13 protein-coding genes are annotated in these 17,141 nt (G+C 71.9%); 9 read left to right on the forward strand and 4 right to left on the reverse strand.

Annotation, left to right across the window (positions count from 1 at the left end):
- Window positions 1–263 precede the first annotated feature (263 nt).
- The 8 genes from OHA37_RS01730 (at window position 264) to OHA37_RS01765 (ending at window position 8,971) form a co-directional block, all read left to right on the forward strand.
- A complete protein-coding gene (locus OHA37_RS01730) occupies window positions 264–1,433 on the forward strand; it encodes a hypothetical protein (protein ID WP_266901695.1) in 1,170 nt (389 codons plus the stop codon).
- Window positions 1,430–2,209 carry a WecB/TagA/CpsF family glycosyltransferase gene (locus OHA37_RS01735; RefSeq protein WP_266901697.1) on the forward strand — a complete coding sequence of 260 codons (780 nt, stop codon included), beginning with the start codon at window positions 1,430–1,432 and terminating at the stop codon, window positions 2,207–2,209. The genes OHA37_RS01730 and OHA37_RS01735 overlap by 4 nt, the downstream gene beginning before the upstream one ends.
- Window positions 2,209–3,465: a nucleotide sugar dehydrogenase gene (locus OHA37_RS01740; protein WP_266901699.1), complete on the forward strand. Its 1,257-nt coding sequence runs from the start codon at window positions 2,209–2,211 to the stop codon at window positions 3,463–3,465. Before OHA37_RS01735 ends, OHA37_RS01740 begins: the two co-directional genes overlap by 1 nt.
- 4 nt (window positions 3,466–3,469) lie before the next feature.
- Window positions 3,470–4,597 carry a non-hydrolyzing UDP-N-acetylglucosamine 2-epimerase gene (gene wecB / locus OHA37_RS01745; protein WP_266901701.1) on the forward strand — a complete coding sequence of 376 codons (1,128 nt, stop codon included), beginning with the start codon at window positions 3,470–3,472 and terminating at the stop codon, window positions 4,595–4,597.
- Window positions 4,598–4,690: 93 nt separating this feature from the next.
- On the forward strand, window positions 4,691–5,485 hold the full coding sequence (locus tag OHA37_RS01750; protein WP_266901703.1) for a chain length determinant protein: 795 nt from the start codon (window positions 4,691–4,693) through the stop codon (window positions 5,483–5,485).
- Window positions 5,482–6,984: an oligosaccharide flippase family protein gene (locus OHA37_RS01755; protein ID WP_266901705.1), complete on the forward strand. Its 1,503-nt coding sequence runs from the start codon at window positions 5,482–5,484 to the stop codon at window positions 6,982–6,984. The genes OHA37_RS01750 and OHA37_RS01755 overlap by 4 nt, the downstream gene beginning before the upstream one ends.
- Before the next feature lie 4 nt (window positions 6,985–6,988).
- A complete protein-coding gene (locus OHA37_RS01760) occupies window positions 6,989–8,116 on the forward strand; it encodes a hypothetical protein (RefSeq protein ID WP_266901707.1) in 1,128 nt (375 codons plus the stop codon).
- Between the two features lie 18 nt (window positions 8,117–8,134).
- The gene (locus OHA37_RS01765) at window positions 8,135–8,971 is read left to right on the forward strand and encodes a glycosyltransferase family 2 protein (protein ID WP_266901709.1); all 837 of its coding nucleotides are present in this window, start codon (window positions 8,135–8,137) and stop codon (window positions 8,969–8,971) included.
- Between the two features lie 10 nt (window positions 8,972–8,981).
- Here OHA37_RS01765 and OHA37_RS01770 read toward each other — a convergent pair whose 3' ends face one another.
- Both OHA37_RS01770 and OHA37_RS01775 read right to left on the reverse strand, forming a co-directional pair.
- On the reverse strand, window positions 8,982–9,980 hold the full coding sequence (locus tag OHA37_RS01770) for a glycosyltransferase (RefSeq protein WP_266901711.1): 999 nt from the start codon (window positions 9,978–9,980) through the stop codon (window positions 8,982–8,984).
- Window positions 9,905–11,950 (reverse strand): O-antigen ligase family protein, encoded by a 2,046-nt coding sequence (locus OHA37_RS01775; RefSeq protein WP_266901713.1) that lies wholly within the window; start codon window positions 11,948–11,950, stop codon window positions 9,905–9,907. The genes OHA37_RS01770 and OHA37_RS01775 overlap by 76 nt, the downstream gene beginning before the upstream one ends.
- Before the next feature lie 82 nt (window positions 11,951–12,032).
- Here OHA37_RS01775 and OHA37_RS01780 point away from each other — a divergent pair, with 82 nt between their 5' ends.
- The gene (locus OHA37_RS01780; RefSeq protein ID WP_266901715.1) at window positions 12,033–12,728 is read left to right on the forward strand and encodes a hypothetical protein; all 696 of its coding nucleotides are present in this window, start codon (window positions 12,033–12,035) and stop codon (window positions 12,726–12,728) included.
- A gap of 56 nt (window positions 12,729–12,784) precedes the next feature.
- Here OHA37_RS01780 and OHA37_RS01785 read toward each other — a convergent pair whose 3' ends face one another.
- Both OHA37_RS01785 and OHA37_RS01790 read right to left on the reverse strand, forming a co-directional pair.
- On the reverse strand, window positions 12,785–13,831 hold the full coding sequence (locus tag OHA37_RS01785; protein ID WP_266901717.1) for a glycosyltransferase family 2 protein: 1,047 nt from the start codon (window positions 13,829–13,831) through the stop codon (window positions 12,785–12,787).
- Window positions 13,828–17,130, reverse strand: a complete 3,303-nt coding sequence (locus tag OHA37_RS01790; RefSeq protein WP_266901719.1) for a DUF4082 domain-containing protein — start codon at window positions 17,128–17,130, stop codon at window positions 13,828–13,830. Before OHA37_RS01790 ends, OHA37_RS01785 begins: the two co-directional genes overlap by 4 nt.
- Between the last annotated feature and the right edge of the window lie 11 nt (window positions 17,131–17,141).

The following is a 17,141-nucleotide window of genomic DNA, read 5'->3' on the forward strand; positions in this document are numbered from 1 at the left end:
CGCCCGTCCGCCGCCGCCGTCCGCGCGCGCCCCGATCCGGAACTTCGCTGGAGGGGGATCCAGCGGGCCCGGACCGCTCGTGCCATCGGGGGGATCACACCGTAGGCACGCGCGCCGTCATGCGCAGTCCCCTCCGCCGAACGACGACCGCCGGGTCTGTCCTAGGAACGATTTTCAGAGGGGGTAGGTGTGTTGGAGCCGTACGGCTACAGCTCGGACATACAGGGCGAGCAGGACGCGCGGGGAACCGGGGTGGGGAACCGGTGACCGCCCGACGATTAGAAGCACTGGCCCACGAGGACCCCTCGCTGCACGCCCTCGCCGAGCGGCTGCTCGCACTGGCCGAGGCGGGGCTGCCCGAGATGTACCTGCCGGGCGCGGAGACCTTCGTCTTCACCCGGGTGGGGACCGTCTCCCCCGAGGGCGCCAGGCGCATGGAACGGCGCGGTACCAGCACCCGGTACGCGGCCATCACCGCGCTCGGCGCGCGGTTCCTCCCGGAGGAGCGGCAGCGCGCGCTCTTCGGCGGCCGCAGCACCGGGGAGTTCACGGCGCTCCTGGTGGAACGACTGCCCGCGGTGACCAACCTCGGCGACGCCGCGCTCATCGCCTGGGCCGCCGCGGAGACCGGCCATCCCAAGCTCGCGGACGCCGTGGCGAGGGTGGCCGAACTGGACGTCCCCGGACGTCCGCAGTACACCGTGGAAGCCGCCTGGGTGCTCTCCGCCCTCACCGCGGCCCGTACCTCGGTGGACGTCGAGTACCGGCTGGCGGCCGCCCGCGACCGCCTGCTGGCGGCCCGGGTCGGGGACGGTCCGCTGTTCCCGCACGCCACCGGGCCGGGGCTGGTCCCCGGGTACCGCTCCCACGTGGCCTGCTTCGCCGACCAGACCTATCCGCTCCAGGCGCTGGCCCGGCTGCACGCGAGCGCCCCGGACCCGCAGGCCCTCGCGGCCGCCGACGCCTGCGCCGCCCGGATCTGCGCCCTGCAGGGGGACGGCGGACAGTGGTGGTGGCACTACGACGCCCGCACGGGCGGCGTGGTGGAGGGCTACCCCGTGTACAGCGTGCACCAGCACGCCATGGCCCCGACGGCCCTCTTCGACCTGGCCGAAGCGGGCGGCACCGACTTCGGCGCCGAGATCCGCCGGGGTCTGCGCTGGATGACGGAGGTGCCCGAGATCAGCGGGCCCGACGGCACCCCGCGCGAGCCGATGATCCGCGAGGAGTTCGGGGTCACCTGGCGCAAGGTCTACCGCGGCGATCCAGCCAAGGCCGTGCGCGCCACCCGCGGACTCACCACCCGGGTCGCCCCGCGGGCCCGGCTGGCCCCGCTGGACCGGATCTTCCGCCCCCTGGCGGTGGACCGCGAGTGCAGGCCCTACGAGTTCGGCTGGCTGCTCCACGCCTGGCTCGGGGGGCTCGGGAGATGAAGCACAGACAGTCCCTCTTCGGAGTGGCGCTCGACCCCCTGACCATGGACGAGACGGTCCAGCGCTGCCTCGACGCCGTACGGCGCGGTGAACAGATCGAGATCGGCATGGTCAACGCCGCCAAGCTGGTCAACATGCGCCGCGACCCCCGCCTCGCCGCGGCGGTCGCCGGCTGCGACCTCGTCCTGGCCGACGGCCAGGCCGTGGTCTGGGCCGGCCGCGTCCTCGGGGTGCGGCTCCCCGAACGGGTCGCGGGAATCGACCTGTTCATGCGGCTGCTGGCAGCCGCGGAGACCGCGGAGATCCCCGTCCACCTGCTCGGCGCACGGCAGGACGTACTGGACCTCATGCTCGGCCGGATCGCCGAGCGGTTCCCCGCCCTGCGCGTGGCCGGCAGCCGCAACGGCTACTTCCAGGACTCCGAACAGGGCGAGATCGCCGACGCGGTGGCCGCGAGCGGTGCCCGGATGCTGTTCCTCGGCATGACCTCGCCCAAGAAGGAGATCTTCACCGCCGGCTACGGCAAGCGCACCGGCGCCCACGTGGTGCACGGCGTCGGCGGCTCCTTCGACATCCTGGCCGGCATCACCAAGCGCGCCCCCCTGGTCTGGCAGCGGATGGGGCTCGAATGGTTCTACCGGACCCTCCAGGAACCGCGCCGCCTGGGCAAGCGCTACCTCACCACCAATGCCGCCTTCCTCCTCATGACGGTCCGGGAACTCATCCGCCGCACACCGTCCACACCGTCTGCCGGTTCCGCGAACAGGAGTCACTGATGCGCGTCGTCGTCGTGGGACAGGGATACGTCGGCCTTCCGCTGGCCATCAGGGCCGCCGAGGTCGGACACCAGGTGGTCGGCTACGACGTGGACGCGCGGCGGGTCAAGAGCCTCGCCGCGGGCGAGTCGTACGTGGAGGACGTCTCCTCCGCGCGGCTGGCCAAGGCCCTGGAGCTGGGCACGTACCAGGTCAGTGACCAGGCCCGGGACTGCGGCGGCTTCGACGTCGCGGTCGTCACCGTCCCGACCCCCCTGCAGGACGGTGCCCCCGACCTGCGCTACATCGAGGAATCCGCGCACACCCTGGCCCGCTTCCTGCGGCCGGGGGCCACCGTCGTACTGGAGTCGACCACCTACCCCGGTACCACGGAGGAGCTGTTCGGCCCGATCCTGGAGGACGGTTCGGGCCTCACGGCCGGAGTGGACTTCCACCTCGGCTACAGCCCCGAGCGCATCGACCCCGGCAACAAGGTCTGGGGCTTCCAGCAGACGCCGAAGGTGGTCTCCGGCGTCAACGCCCTCTCGCTCAAGGCCGTGGAGACCTTCTACGCGGGCCTCGTCGACACCACGGTGCCGGTGCGCTCCCCCAAGGAGGCCGAGCTGGCGAAGCTGCTGGAGAACACCTTCCGGCACGTCAACATCGCCCTGGTCAACGAGATAGCCATGTTCGCCCGTCACCTCGACATCGACGTGTGGCAGACCATCGAGGCCGCCTCCAGCAAGCCGTTCGGCTTCATGAAGTTCACCCCGGGTCCCGGCGTCGGCGGGCACTGCCTGCCCATCGACCCCTCGTACCTGTCGTGGCGGGTGCAGCGCGAGCTCGGCCAGAACTTCCGCTTCGTGGAACTGGCCAACGACATCAACAGCCACATGCCCGAGTACGTGGCGCGCCGCGTCATGGACGCGCTCAACGCCAAGCGCCGCTCGGTCAACGGCTCCCGGATCCTGCTCCTGGGGCTGGCGTACAAGAAGAACACCGGCGACGCCCGGGAATCTCCGGCGGTGCGCGTCTCCCAGCTGCTCCTGGACATGGGGGCCAAGGTGCGCGCGGCCGACCCCCACGTGGTGGAGAGCATCAAGGTCGACGCCCGCCTCTCGCGGGTGGAGCCGACCCGCAAGGAGCTGGCCGCCGCCGACGTGGTCGTCCTGCTCACGGACCACGACTCCTTCGACTACCCGATGATCACCGAGCACGCCTCGCTGATCCTCGACTGCCGCAACCGGCTGTCGGGACCCACGGTGGAGGTGCTCTGACTCCATGCCCAGGATCATCTGTGTGGCCGGAGCCCGGCCCAACTACATGAAGATCAAGCCGGTGATGGACGCCCTGGAGCGCCGAGGCGCCGAGGTCGTCCTCGTCCACACCGGCCAGCACTACGACGAGTCCATGAACGATGTCTTCTTCCGCGACCTCGGCATCCGCTCCCCCGACCGCTATCTGGGAGCCGGGTCCGGCAGCCACGCCGTCCAGACCGGCCGGGTGATGGAGGCCTTCGAGCCGCTGCTCGAAGAGCTGGTCCCGGACGCGGTCGTGGTGGTCGGGGACATCAACTCCACCGTGGCCTGCGCGCTGGTCACCGCGAAGGCCGGGCCGCTGCTGGCCCACGTGGAGGCGGGCCTGCGCAGCCGGGACTGGAGCATGCCCGAGGAGGTCAACCGGGTCGCCACCGACCGGCTCAGCGACTACCTGCTGGCCCCCTCCCCCGACGCAGCCGCGAACCTGCGGGCGGAGGGGTACCGGGAGGACCAGATCCACGTCGTCGGCAACGTCATGATCGACACGCTGCTCGCCAATCTGGACCGGGCCCGGCGCTCCGACGTCCTCGACCGCTACGGGCTCACCCGCGGCGGGTACGGCCTGGTCACCCTGCACCGGCCGGCCAACGTGGACGATCCGGACGCCCTGCGCGGCCTGCTGAAGGCGCTGGGCGAGATCGCGGGCCGCTGCCCGCTGCTGCTGCCGGTGCACCCCCGGGCGGCCGAACGGCTGGCCGAGATCGGCGTCCCCGGCGGCATCCGGCTGGTGCCGGCCGCCGGATACCTCGATTTCATCGCCCTGCAGGACTCCGCCCGCGTGGTGCTCACCGACTCCGGGGGCATCCAGGAGGAAACCACCGCGCTCGGCGTGCCCTGCGTGACCCTCCGGGAGAACACCGAGCGGCCGATCACCGTCGAGCAGGGCACCAACGTCCTGGCGGGCACCGACCCGGACCGCATCACGGCCACGGTGCACCGGGTGCTCGACGATCCGCCCGCGCCCCGCTGCCCCGAGCTGTGGGACGGCCGCGCGAGCGAGCGCATCGCGCAGGTGCTCCTGGAGGGCGGCAGCGCGGCGACCCGGCCGCGGCCCACCGACCTCGTCCCGGGCAGCGCGCCCGTCGTGTAGCGCTGTGGTCGCAGGGGTTTGCCGGAGGCGGCGGACCCTTCCGGCCACAGCACCGTTTTCCACCCCTGTTCCACCTGGATCGAAAGAAGGCTGATGGACCTCGCGGAGATCTGGCGGGTCATGCGCAGGCGCTGGTACGTGCTGCTGCCCGGGCTGCTGCTCACGGCCGCGCTCATCACCGGCGTGTACCTGCTGGTGCCGGTGGAGTACCGGTCGCAGAGCACGGTGACCCTCCTGAACTCGAAGAAGGCCACGGTGGCCTTCGACGGCAACCCCTTCCTGAGCACCCAGGCCTCGCTCACCGGCATGGCCGACGGACTCGCCCGGAACCTGAACTCCGACGATTCCAAGGCCGACCTGAAGGCCCAGGGACTCACCGGCGTGTACGAGGCGAAGATCGCCGACAACGCCCAGGGGCCCTTCATGTGGCTGAGCGTCACCGGCACCGACCCGGCCGCCGTCCTGCAGTCCGACAAGCTCTTCACGGCCTACGCCGAGAAGCGGCTCCTGGAGTTCCAGGCCCAGCAGTCCGTGACCCCCGAGGCGATGATCCGCATGGCGACGATCGTGCCCCCGCAGAAGCCCGAGGCGCAGACGAAGACCCGGCTCCAGTACCTGGTCATGGCGGCGGCGCTGGGCTTCGTACTCAGCCTGGTGGCCACCTTCTTCGTCGAGGCCCGGCGCCGCAAGGCCGGCAAGGCCGGCCGGCGCAAGCCCGTGGCAGCCGCTGCGGAGCCGCCCGAGACTCCCGGCTCCGATTCAGGTTCCGGTTCCGGTTCCGGTTCCGGTTCCGGTTCCGACGATCACACCGGCGCCCTCGACCCCACGGCCACGATGGCCCTCAAGGTCCTGCCCTCGTCCGCCTTCCGCTCCAAGGCACCGAAGTGACCGCCCCCACCACGGACACGGGCATCCAGGGCCCGTCCGAGGTCCCGCCCGAGGCGCCGTCCCTGGCGCGCAAGGTGGGATCCGCCGCCCGGTGGAGCCTGGTCAACACCATGGTGATGCGCCTGGGCAACTTCGTCACCGGCATCATCCTCGCCCGCTTCTTCCTCGGCCCCGAGGCCTGGGGCGTCTACGGGATCGCCCAGACGGTCCTGCTGGTCCTCCTCTCCGCCAACGAGCTCGGGGTCTCCCTCGCCATCGTGCGCTGGGAGGGCGACCCCCGCCGCTTCGCCCCGACGGTCCTCACTCTGAGCGTCGCCTCCAGCCTCCTGCTGTACGCGGGCCTGTTCGCGGCCGCCCCCCTGGTGGCCCGGGTGCTCGGCTCCCCCGAGGCCTCCGGCGTGCTGCGGGTGATGTGCGTGTGCGTGGTCCTCGACGGGCTCTCTCAGGTGCCCGCCGGTTTCCTCACCCGGGAGTTCCAGCAGGGCCGGCGGATGGCCATCGACGCCGTCAACTTCGTCCTCAGTACCGCGGTGACGCTGCTGCTGGCCGTCCAGGGCTGGGGTGCGATGAGCTTCGCCTGGGGCTCCGTCGCGGGCAACGTGGCCGCGCTCATCGGCTGCTGCCTGGCCGCGCCCGGCACCCTGAAGTTCGGCTGGGACCGGGAGCAGGCCCGCGCCCTGCTGCGCTTCGGGCTCCCGCTCGCCGGGGCCAGCATGCTCGCGCTCGGGGTCGTCAACGTGGACACCATGGTGGTGGGTTCCTCCCTCGACCAGCTGGCCCTCGGCTTCTACGTGCTGGCCTTCAACATCTCCGGCTGGCCCGTACGGATCATCTCCGAGGCGGCCCGCCGGGTCTCCTTCGCCGGGTTCTCCCGGCTGGCCGACTCCCCCGGCGCATTGGCAGGGGGCTTCGGCCGGGCCCTCGGCGTGGTGATGACGGGCACGGTCCCGCTCTGCGTGCTGCTGGCCGCCCTCGCCGGGCCGATCGTGGAGCTGGTCTACGGGGCGCGCTGGCTGCCCGCCGCCGCCGCACTGCCGTGGCTGATGGGCCTCGGGCTGGTCCGGATCGGCTGCGAACTGGCCTACGACTGCCTGGTGGCCATCGGCCGCCGCCGCTCCCTCATCGGGGTCCAGGGCCTGTGGCTCGTCGTCCTGGTCCCGGTGCTGGTGGCCGGCGCCGGCGCGGGCGGGATCGAGGGGGTGGCCCAGGGCCACGTCCTGGTGGCCGGGGCCGTCGTGGTGCCGGTGTTCCTCTTCGCCCTGCACCGGGGCGGCGTCGGGCTGGGCACCGTGGCGCGCGCCTGCGCCTGGCCCTTCCTCGGCGGGGCCGTGATGACGGGCGTGGTCCTCGCACTGGAACGGCTCCTCGGCGACGGCGTCCTCGCGCTCCTGGCGACCGCGGCCGCCGCGACCCTGTGCTACGCCGTGTGCGTCCTGCCCAGCTTCGGGTTCCTGCGCGGCGCCGAACCGGCCGCCGCGGCCGCGACGATCAAGGACTGACTCCATGGCACGCGTGCGCAAACGACTGTGGGCCTGGCTGCTGGCCGGGGTCTTAACCGTCGCCGCCCTGACCCTCTACCAGGCCGAGCGGACGGGCCGCAGCGAGTCGGCGGCCGGTACCTGCCCGGAGAGCGCCCTCGAATGCCCCGGCCAGGAGAAGCCCCTCCCGCTGCCCGCGCCCAGCGCCGCGCCCTCCGACTCGCCGTCCGCGCCGGTCAGCCCGAGCCCCTCCGCGACCTCGGCCTCCCCGTCCCCGTCGGCCACTGCCCCGCCGGGCAGCAGCGCGCCGCCCGCACCGGGCCCCGTCTGCAACGCCACCTCGCCCGGCGCCTGCGGCTTCCCCGACGCACGGTCCACCGGTCCCCGGATCGCGCTGGAGCGGCACGACACGGGGAACATGTCGATCAAGACCAACGGCACGGTCATCCGGGGCTGGGACATCCGCGGTTCGCTGGACGTCTACGCCGACAACGTCACGATCATCGACAGCCGGATCACCTCGACCAACTGGTGGGGCGTCAACCTCCGTCCGGGCTTCAAGGGCCTGCGGGTCCTGCACACCACGATCACCGCGCTGCCGGGCAAGGGCCCCGACAACGGAGGCGTCAACTACGCGGTCTCCAACATGGGCGAGAGCTCCGTCGAGGTCGGCTGGTGCGACGTCTCGGTGTTCGGCAACGCCCTGTCCATGGGCCAGGGCGATCTGCACGACAACTACGTGCACGACATCGTCGCCTTCCGCAACCTCGGCGGGGAGTGGCAGCACACCGACGCCGTGATCAGCGGCGGCGGCAACAAGGGCCGGCTGACGGTCCGCCACAACACGCTGCTGAACTCCGTCCCGATCGACAAGGGTGCCAGCGCGGCGCTCGGGCTCTTCGCCGACACCGGCGTGGTCTCCAACGTGGTGGTCGACAAGAACTGGCTGGCCGGAGGGGCGTACGCGCTCTACGGCGGCGGCCCGGGAGCCACCGGCATCCAGGTCACGGACAACGTGTTCTCCACCCAGTACCACCCCAACAGCGGGCTTTACGGGGCGGTCGCCGCGTGGAACGCGGGCGGCGCGGGGAACGTGTGGCGCGGCAACCGCATGTCGGACGGACGCCCCGTCGTCCCCGAGCCCTCCCCCTGACCACCGAGAGGACATGACGTGCGCTCCATCGCCCGGGCCCCCTGGGAGCTGCTCAAGCGGGCCTTCGGCTGGCTGGTGCTCTTCGAGGCCAGGAACAAGCTCGTACTGGCCCCCTCCGCCCTGCGGCTGCGCCGTTTCGAGAACGCGGAGACCAGCAGGCTCGGCTCGCTCCTGGGCCGGCCGCCGGCCGCCCTGGTCGCCACCGTGATCGCCACCCACCGGCGCCCCGAGGCCCTGCGCGCGGCGGTGGCCTCGGCGCTGGCGCAGACCGTGTCCGACCAGGTGGTCGTCGTCGTGGACGACGGGGCAGGTCTGCCCGAACTCCCTCCGGACCCCCGGCTCTTCGCGGTCTCACTGGCCCGGAACACGGCCACGGCCGGGGTCGTGCGCAACGTGGGGATCCGGCTGAGCCGCTCTCGGTACGTGGCCTTCCTGGACGACGACAACCTGTGGGAGCCGGACCATCTGGAGCAGGCCCTGACGGTCCTGGAGTCACCGGGCGGGCCGGACGCGGTGTACACCGCGCTGCGCAGGATGCTCCCCGACGGATCGCAGCGGGACGTCCTGTCGGTGCCCTTCGACCGCCGCCGCTCGGCGCACGAGGCCTTCCTCGACACCAACGCCTTCGTGGCGCGGCGCACCCCGGCCCTGCACTTCAGCCGGCTGCGGCGGACCCCGGAGGTCCTGCCCCGCGAGGACTGGGAGCTCGTGCGCCGCTACAGCCGGCGCCACGAGGTCCGCCACCTGCCCCGGCCGACCGTCCGCTACCTGGTCAACCCGGAGAGCTTCTACACCGCCTGGGAGGGGTCGGCGCCCGCGGGCCCGGCGCCCACGGGTCCGGCCCCCACCGCCTGACCCGCCCGGGTCAGGGTCCCGGCGTGGCGCGCAGGGCCCTCCGGCTGGTCAGGGCACGCGCCGCGGCCCGGCTGGCCGGGCGGCCGAGCGCCGCACGGGAGGTCTCCCGTAGCAGCACGGCCGCGTGGAAGGCCGCGGTGGCCGGCGCCGAGTGCCGGCGGCCGTAGAGGCGCACGCGGTTGAGGGTCAGCAGGGTCCACAGGCGCGGGGAGACCTGCGAGTCCCCGCCGAGGTGGACGGCCGAGGCGGCGGGTTCGAGGCGGGTGGCGAAGCCGTGGTCGCCGGCCCGCAGGCAGTACTCGGTCTCCTCCGAGTACAGGAAGAACGATTCGTCCCAGGCGCCGCAGGCGTCCAGGCACTCACGGGAGAGGGCCATCAGCGCGCCGGACGCCCAGTCGGCGACCGTCCTGCGCCCGTACGCCGCCGGATCGGTGACCAGTTCGCTCCACCGCGGGAAGCGTCCCGCGCGACGGTTGCCGATCACGGCCTCGCCGAGGGCCCGGGTCACCCGGGACTCCCTGCGCAGCGAGTGGTGGAGCGTGCCGTCCTCCTCGTACAGCAGGGGCACGCTGATGCCCACCCGGCGCCCGCCGTCCCCGCCGTCGACGGGGGCGCCGAGCGCGCCGACGAGGTGGCGCGCGCAGCCCTCCCGCATCCGCAGGTCCGGGTTGCAGACCAGGCCGACGCTGAAGCCGCCCTCCCATCCGGCGGCGGCCTTCAGGGCCGCGTTCACCCCGGCGGCGTAGCCGGCGTTGCGACCGGTCTGGACGATCGTGGCCTCCGGCGCCAGCGACCGGATCACCTCGACGGTGTCGTCGGCGGAGTCGTTGTCGGCGACGACGAGCCGCCAGTCGACCCCGGCCATGCCCTGCGGCAGGGAGGCGAGGAACCCGGGTATCACCTTGGCGCTGTTCCAGGTGACGACGAGGACGGCTACGGGGCCGGCTGCATCCGGCCGGTCCGGGCCGCGGTCGGCTGCGGGGCCGGAAGCTGTGCTGTCGGAGGGCACGGGTTCTCCAAGGTTCGGGGCTCGGGCGCGGAGCGCCGGATGAAGCCGAGGTAACTGCCTCCGGCGGCGATCGTCAGGAAGAACATCCCGGCGAACATCGGGAAGCTGAGGGCGTCGAAGGTGGCCGCGCTCACCAGGGCGACGAGGGCCGAGGCGAAGAAGGCCTGGCCGAGCTCCCGGTCGGACTCGTCGGCGGCGATACGGCGGATGGCGCCACCCTGGTGGATTCCGGCGAGGAACAGCGCCAGGAGCGCGAGCAGGCCCAGCAGGCCCATCTCCGCCAGGGTCAGCATGTACTGGTTGTCGGTGAAGAAGTACAGGTCCGGTGTGAAGGTGCCCAGGCCCCGGCCGAACAGCGGGCGTTCCTCCAGGTAGGGCACGATCGCGCTGTACTTCACGGTGCGGGCCTGGGTGCTGCTGTCGGAGTTCGACACGAAGGACGCGAAGAGCGTGGTGATCGTGCCGATCAGTCCGGGTACCAGGACCTTGAAGACGGCCACCGAGCCGAGGAGCAGTCCGAAGGCGGTCCAGCGGCGCTGCGGCTTCCACCTCGGCACCATCACCAGCACCACGATGAGGGCCCCGATGATGGAGGTCCGCGACACCGTCAGCGGCAGGGCGCCGCCCATCAGCGCCACCGGCGCCCAGCGGCGCCAGCGGCTCAGGTGCGCCCGGACCGGATCGAAGGCCTGCTGGATCGCGAAGGGCAGCATCAGGGCGAGCATGCCGCCGAACTCCAGCGGCTGCGCGGTGGTCGAGCGCGGCCGGGTGAACGCCCCGCGGTCCAGGGTGGTGATCTGCGCGACGCTCGACTGGAGCCCCGGGATGCTGATCTTCTCGGCGATGTTCGTCGCGGTGAAGAAGTCGTAGTAGCCGATGGCGGCGACCACCGCCCCCATCACGACGGCCCGCCGCAGCAGCACGTCCAGGCGTGCCCGGTCCTGGATCCCGGCGGAGATCAGCACCACCAGCGAGACCCAGACCAGCAGGCCGATCAGTCCCCGGTCTGCGCCCAGCACCTCCTTGTGCGAGCTTCCCCGGGAGGCGTTCGCCAGGTACGAGGCAAGGACCGAGACGGCCAGCAGCCACATGACGACCCGGGGCAGCCGGGTGCCGGGGGCCGGTCTGATCCGGCCGGTCAGCCAGGTGGCCAGGTACCAGAAGAGGGCCAGGAGCGCGAAGACGTTGGCCGGGGTGCCCACGCCGCCCAGGCCCGGAAGGGTCAGGTTGGAGGGGATGAAGAAGGCCAGCCCCAGATAGCCGGTGAGCAGTGCGGTGGCGTCCAGCTCACGATGGCGGGTCCGCTTGCGCCCGCGCTTGCCGGCCGTACCGGCCGCGGCCTCGGCGGCCTCCCGCCGGCGCCGCCGGCCCGCCAGCATGCTCTCCATGACGAAGGAGGCGGTGAAACCGGCGACCAGGCCCGCGATGACCACGGCCAGTACCTGCTGGTAGCGGGTCTTGAGCTGGGGTTTCGGGGTCTGCGGCAGCACCACGGGGGCGGTCTGCACGAAGTACGCGGGCTGTACCTTGGCCGCCGCCTGGAGCGCGTTGAGCTGCTCCCCGGCGAACTCGGTGAGCTTGGTGGTCTCCTTGAGCACCTTGTTGCGGTTGGTGCCCGTGACGGTCAGGGTGAGCATCGGGCCCGAGGCGTTCGCGGCGAATCCGACCGTGTAGGGGTCGGTCACCCCGAGACCGTGCAGGTCCCGCGCCGCGTCGGCGCCCGACAGGGTCCTGATGAGCACGTCGGCGGTCACCACGAGCGAACCGCCCGCGTTCGCGATGGGGTTGCCGAAGGCGGGGGCCAGTTCGGCCACCGCCGTGGAGTCCAGGAGGGCCACCGAGCTCTGGGACTGGTAGGACACCGGGACCGTCTGGTACAGCTGCCCGCCCGCGAGGACCCCGCACAGCGTCAGGGGCGCCATGACGTACCAGCGGCGCCGCAGTACGGCTCCTATCTCACCGATGTTCACGAATGCTCCCTCCCAACCACCCTGGAACCGTTGGCGTGTTGCCCGGCGTCCTGGGAAGATCGAACACGACGGAAGGAATCCTGTGTCGCCTGGTGAGCTGTTCCGCACGCTGCGCCGCCGCTGGTACGTGCTGGCCCTGGCGGCAGTGCTCGCGGCCTCCGGGGCGCTCCAGGTGCTCCGGCCCACCACCACCTACGTGAGCACCGCGATCGTGGTCCTCAAGCCGCCCGTGACGAGCAACCAGCCCAACCAGCTCGCCAATCTGCAACCGCCGCTGGCCGCCGTCTCCCTCGCCGCCGTACAGCAGCTGGACTCCTCCGACGGGGAGGCCGAGCTGCGCGCGGCCGGGGTCGCGGGCACCTACCGGCTGATCCCGCGCAACAGCGGCACGAGCGTCACGCCGCGCTATCTGATCCCCTCCCTCCAGATCCAGGCGGAGCACACGGACCCGGCCACGGCCGACAGCTCGGTGCTCAAGGTCGTCGAGGTCTACGGGAAGCACCTTTCGGACATGCAGGCCGAGCAGCGGATCCCGGCGGCGGGCCGGATGAGCGTCACCCTGCTCGTGCCGCCCTCCGCGGTGGCGCAGCTCGGGACGAAGAGCCGCGGGCTGGCCGGGACGGCGGTACTGGCCGTGGTCGCCGGGGTGGCCTGCGCACTGTGGACCGATCAGTTCCTGGCGGGCCGCGCCCGGCGCCGGCGCGTTCGCGCCGGCGCTGGGGGCAACGGGCCGCTGCGGGGCGAGAGCCCCGTGCCGACGGCCGCGGCGGCCCGCTGAGACAGCGGGCCGCCGGGCCGCCAACGCCCCTGGTTCGGGGCGGTGGTGCGGTGTCATCAGATCCCTCGGCGCTTCCAGGACTGCCACCAGAGCCATTCGCGTCCCCGGTCGGCGACCGCGGACAGCACCAGCGGCTGGAGGTACGGCATCGTGCGGGCCCCGATCCGCCGGCGCCTGCGCAGTGCCCCGTACTCGGCGAGCGAGGTGTACTGCGGCAGGCACTCGGCGGCGAAGGCCTCCAGCTCCTCGACCGGGACCACGTCGGTGCGCCCGCGGTCGTAGGCCCGGTAGGCGCGCCGCAGGGCGTACCGGGCGAGCCGGGTGCGGGCCGCGGTGGACAGCCGGCCCGCCTCCGGGAGCAGGCCGCCGCACTTGTCCAGCACCGAGTCGAAGGCGACGAGGCGCTGGCGCAGGTCGTCGAGCTGTCCGCCGAAGTCGGTGGTGGACATGTTGTTGCCGTGGACCCGGTAGAAGGCCTGGTCGGCCCCCCGGACGTAGCCCACGTCTGCGTGGGCGGCGAGCCGCATCCACATCTCGATGTCCCCGGCGTGCGGAAGCTCCGGATCGTAGCCCCCGACCTTGCGCTGGAGGCTGGTGCGCACGACCACCTCGGGTGAGGTGATGCACCCGGTGCCCTCCCGGAAGCGCCGCTCCAGCCACCACCGCCCGGGGTAGACCACCGAGCCGGTGCTCTGGGTGCGGGCCTCGGGCAGCGGCCCGCCGTGCTGGAACCGCAGCGGCCTGCCGTAGGCGAAGCCGGCCCGCGGGTGGGCGTCGAGCAGGGCCGCGGCGCGCACCAGGGCGCCGGGGACCAGCCGGTCGTCGGCGGAGAGCAGGGCGACGTAGTCCCCGTCCGCCCACTCCAGCAGGCCCTCGTTGTAGGTGGCGATGTGCCCCTGGTTCTTCTCGTGGACCCGGACCTCGATCCGGGGATCGGCGGCCGCGAGGGCGCGCGCGACCTCCGCGGAATCGTCGGGCGAGGCGTCGTCGATGATCAGTACCCGTACGTCGACGCCTTCCTGTTCGTCCAGGACGCTCTTGACGCAGTCGGCCAGGAAGTGGCCGTACTTGTAGCAGGGGATCACCACGCTGACGGTGCTCACTGGCCGGACACCTCCGTGGATCCCTCCGTGAGCGGGGCGGGGGCCGTGGTGGTGAAGACCGGGCCGACCCAGTAGTTCACCGATCCGAAGGTGTTGTTCGGGAAGACCGTGGCCGCCCCGTACTTGTAGAGCCCGTTGCCGGTGACGGGGCCGCCGGTGCCGTCGGCCGGGGCGACCAGCGGGTAGGAGCGGTGCGCGGCGCTGAAGTAGCCGCCGTCCACGGAGTACTTGCCGTTCGGCGCGTGGTACGAGGCCACGTACTCGGTGTTCGCGGTGATGGCCACCGGGGTGGTGAAGTGCAGCTGCTGCCAGCCGGACAGGGTCTCGCTGCCGAAGGTTCCGGTGGCCAGGAGCGTGCCGGTGGCGGTCCAGAGGCTGCCGGTGTGGGTGCCGGTGTTCCCGGGGCCCTTGTAGAAGGTGACGCCGGTGATGTAGCCGGCGACCGTGGACTGGAAACGGGTGCCCAGTTCCACGGAGTTGGTGTCGTCGCCGACGTTGGCGGTGGTCGGGGTGGCGTTCGGACCCCACAGGGTGCAGGGGCAGGTCACCGCCGGAGGGGTCGCGCTGGTGGTGAAGGTCCAGGTGACCGGCGCGGCCATGAGGTTGCCCCACAGGTCGGCGGCCTGCACCGACGCCGTGTAGGTGGTGTTCAGCGCCAGTTCGGAGGACGGGGTGAAGGTGGCGCTGTTGGACACGTCGAGGATCTTGCTTCCGGGGACGTTGGAGCCGCCGGGACCCTTGAGGGTGAACACCAGGGTGTCCACGTCCACGGCCGAGCTGAAGGTGGCCTTCACCGTCGTGGTGATCGCGGTGCCGGTCGCCGCCGACTGCGGGGTGGTCGAGGTGACGGTCGGGGGCGTCGTGCTCGCGGTGGCGGTGTCGAGGACCGCGTCGACCCAGTAGTTGCTGCCGGAGGAGGCGCTCGACGGGAACCCGCCGGTGCCGCTGTAGCGGTAGACGCCGTTGCCGCCGTCGGTGCCGCTCTTCAGGGCGGTGAGCGGGGCGAGCCCCGCGGCGGCCGAGGCGAAGGTGGTGTCGTAGGAGTATCCGCCGTTGGGGGCGAAGTAGGAGGCGATGTAGGTGGTGTTGGCCTTGACGGGGATCGGGGAGGAGAAGTTGAGCTGCTGCCAGCCCGAGGCCGTCTCGTTGGTGAAGGTGCCCGTGGCCAGGCGCTGGCCGGTACTGCTCCACAGGCTGCCCGTGTGGGTGCCGGTGTTGGCCGGGGACTTGTAGAAGCGGACGCCCGTGATCGAACCGGGCACCGAGGAGCGGATCTTCACGCCGAGTTCCACGGCGCTGCCGTCGCCGGCGTTGACGGTGCCCGGCACGGCCGCGGCGGGCCAGACGGTGCAGGGGCACTGCTGGGGGCCCACGGTCAGCGGCACGGTGGTGGTGGCGCCGATGTTGACGCTGTCGTCCACCGCGCGGACCTTGATCTGCGCGGCACCGGGGGTGGTCGGGGTCCACTTGTAGCTCCAGGACGCGACGCCCGTGGTGGCCTTCCAGGTGGTTCCGCCGTCGGTGGAGACCTCCACGCGGGCCACGACTCCGCCACCGCTGTCGGAGGCGGTGCCCGTGATGGTCACGGGCCGCAGGGCGGGCACCGTGGCATTCGCCGCGGGGCTGCTCACGGTGATGACGGGGCCGGTGGTGTCCGTGGAGGCGGTGGCCACGAGCAGGTTGCTCTGCAGGGACTTGGGCTGGACCCCCATGTCGGCGAAGATGTTCACCGTCGCCTGCTGCATCCGCTTGTCCTCGGTGACCACCGCGTCGTCGGGGTTCCCGGTCGGCATGTTGGTCAGGCCCCAGGACCACTGCACGGTGCCGGAGCCGAAGACCAGCGCGTTCGAGATCTGGTCGCGGAAGGCGACCAGGCTGTGCGTCGCGGTCCCGTTGCCGTAGGTGTTGCCGTAGTCGAGGCGGTACTTGCCGTCGTTGATGTCCACCGTGGTGGACGACATCGCGATCTGCCCGGGCGGGCGGGCGGCGTCCTCCACGTCACTGTCCCACTCGTAGCCGAGCGTGCCGACGGGGAAGGTGGCGGTCTGGGAGGGGGTCAGGTTCGCGACGGTGGTGCCCCGCCACAGGCGCATCTTGGCGTAGGCGCCGGGCACGGTGATCGCGTCGCTGCGGTAGCCGTTCACGCTGAACAGCGAGCCGGTGACCTGGTTCTGCGGCTGGTAGGGCCGGCCGTTCGTGGCGCTGGCCGGGTCCATGAAGGTACCCGTCCAGATCCCGCTCGGGTCGGGGATGCCGTTGGGCTGGGGGAAGGAGAGCTTGGTCTCCTTGTAGCAGACCAGGGTCCGGTTGGCCGTGTTGGCCCCGTCGATGCTGGGGGTCAGGCGGGTCTTCCAGAAGACCTCGTTGCCGGCGAAGTAGGTCTGGTTGACGCCCGCGTGACGGGCGTTCAGCGCGTTGGTGAACTGGTCCTGGGTCCAGTACTCGTCGTGGCCCGAGGACATGAACACCTTGTGGTTCTGCAGCTGGGTCGCGCCCTTGGTCGACATGTCGATGCCCGACATGTAGCTGACGTCATACCCGTTGCGCTCCAGCCAGGCGACCATCTGGTACTCGGATCCGTAGATCCCGTTCTCCCCGCCGATGTCCATCGGCCGGTTGTAACTGACCTCGTAGGCGCGGCCGTCGGGCGCGGGGCCGGCGCCGTCGTACAGGTCCTGGCCGCCGTAGTTGTTGTACGCCTGCCAGGTCTGGTCGCTGGTCTGCACGACGATGTCGGAGTGGCTGGAGTCGTTGCGGACCACGAACGGATAGGGCATGACCCCGTTGCCGTCCGCCTGGTCGAAGTTGGCTATGTAGAGGCCGGAGACGGCGTCGGAGGGCACTGACCAGGTCGCGGTGACCGGCCAGTTGCCGCAGTCGACCAGGCCGGTGGAGGGCTTGGTGGTGCAGCTCTGCGGGGCGCCGCCCTGCGGGAAGTTCGCCGGGTGGGTCTGGGCGGCCTGGGCCGGGGTCGACATCAGGCGGGCGCCGTCACCCCCGTAGTGGCCGAGTCGGTAGACCGACACCTTGTACGCCGTCGGCGACTGGATCTTGAACTGCAGGGTCTCGCCCGCCTGCACGCTCTCCTTGGCCGGGAAGCCCTTGATGTCGCCGTAGGCGCTGGGCGCGAACCAGTCGGACATCGGTGTGCCCGTCTTGGAGTTCTCGCACACGATCGCGTTGGAGCCGGGACCGCACGGATCCGCCGCGACCGCCACCGATGGCGGCAGCGCCGCCGCCATCAGCGCTGCCACCACGGTGTAGAGCCCGTACCGCAGCAGCCTTGTCCTTCTGTTCATCCGAACCTCAT

This window comes from Streptomyces sp. NBC_00335 (genome assembly GCF_036127095.1).
In the GTDB taxonomy this organism is placed as follows: Bacteria; Actinomycetota; Actinomycetes; order Streptomycetales; family Streptomycetaceae; genus Streptomyces.

Bases quoted from the DNA above. Each gene is read 5' to 3' on its own strand.
- wecB (WP_266901701.1), top strand. From the start codon at position 3,470: ATGCCCAGGATCATCTGTGTGGCCGGAGCCCGGCCCAACTACATGAAG.
- OHA37_RS01760 (WP_266901707.1), top strand. From the start codon at position 6,989: ATGGCACGCGTGCGCAAACGACTGTGGGCCTGGCTGCTGGCCGGGGTC.
- OHA37_RS01750 (WP_266901703.1), top strand. From the start codon at position 4,691: ATGGACCTCGCGGAGATCTGGCGGGTCATGCGCAGGCGCTGGTACGTG.
- OHA37_RS01790 (WP_266901719.1), bottom strand. From the start codon at position 17,130: ATGAACAGAAGGACAAGGCTGCTGCGGTACGGGCTCTACACCGTGGTG.
- OHA37_RS01735 (WP_266901697.1), top strand. From the start codon at position 1,430: ATGAAGCACAGACAGTCCCTCTTCGGAGTGGCGCTCGACCCCCTGACC.
- OHA37_RS01740 (WP_266901699.1), top strand. From the start codon at position 2,209: ATGCGCGTCGTCGTCGTGGGACAGGGATACGTCGGCCTTCCGCTGGCC.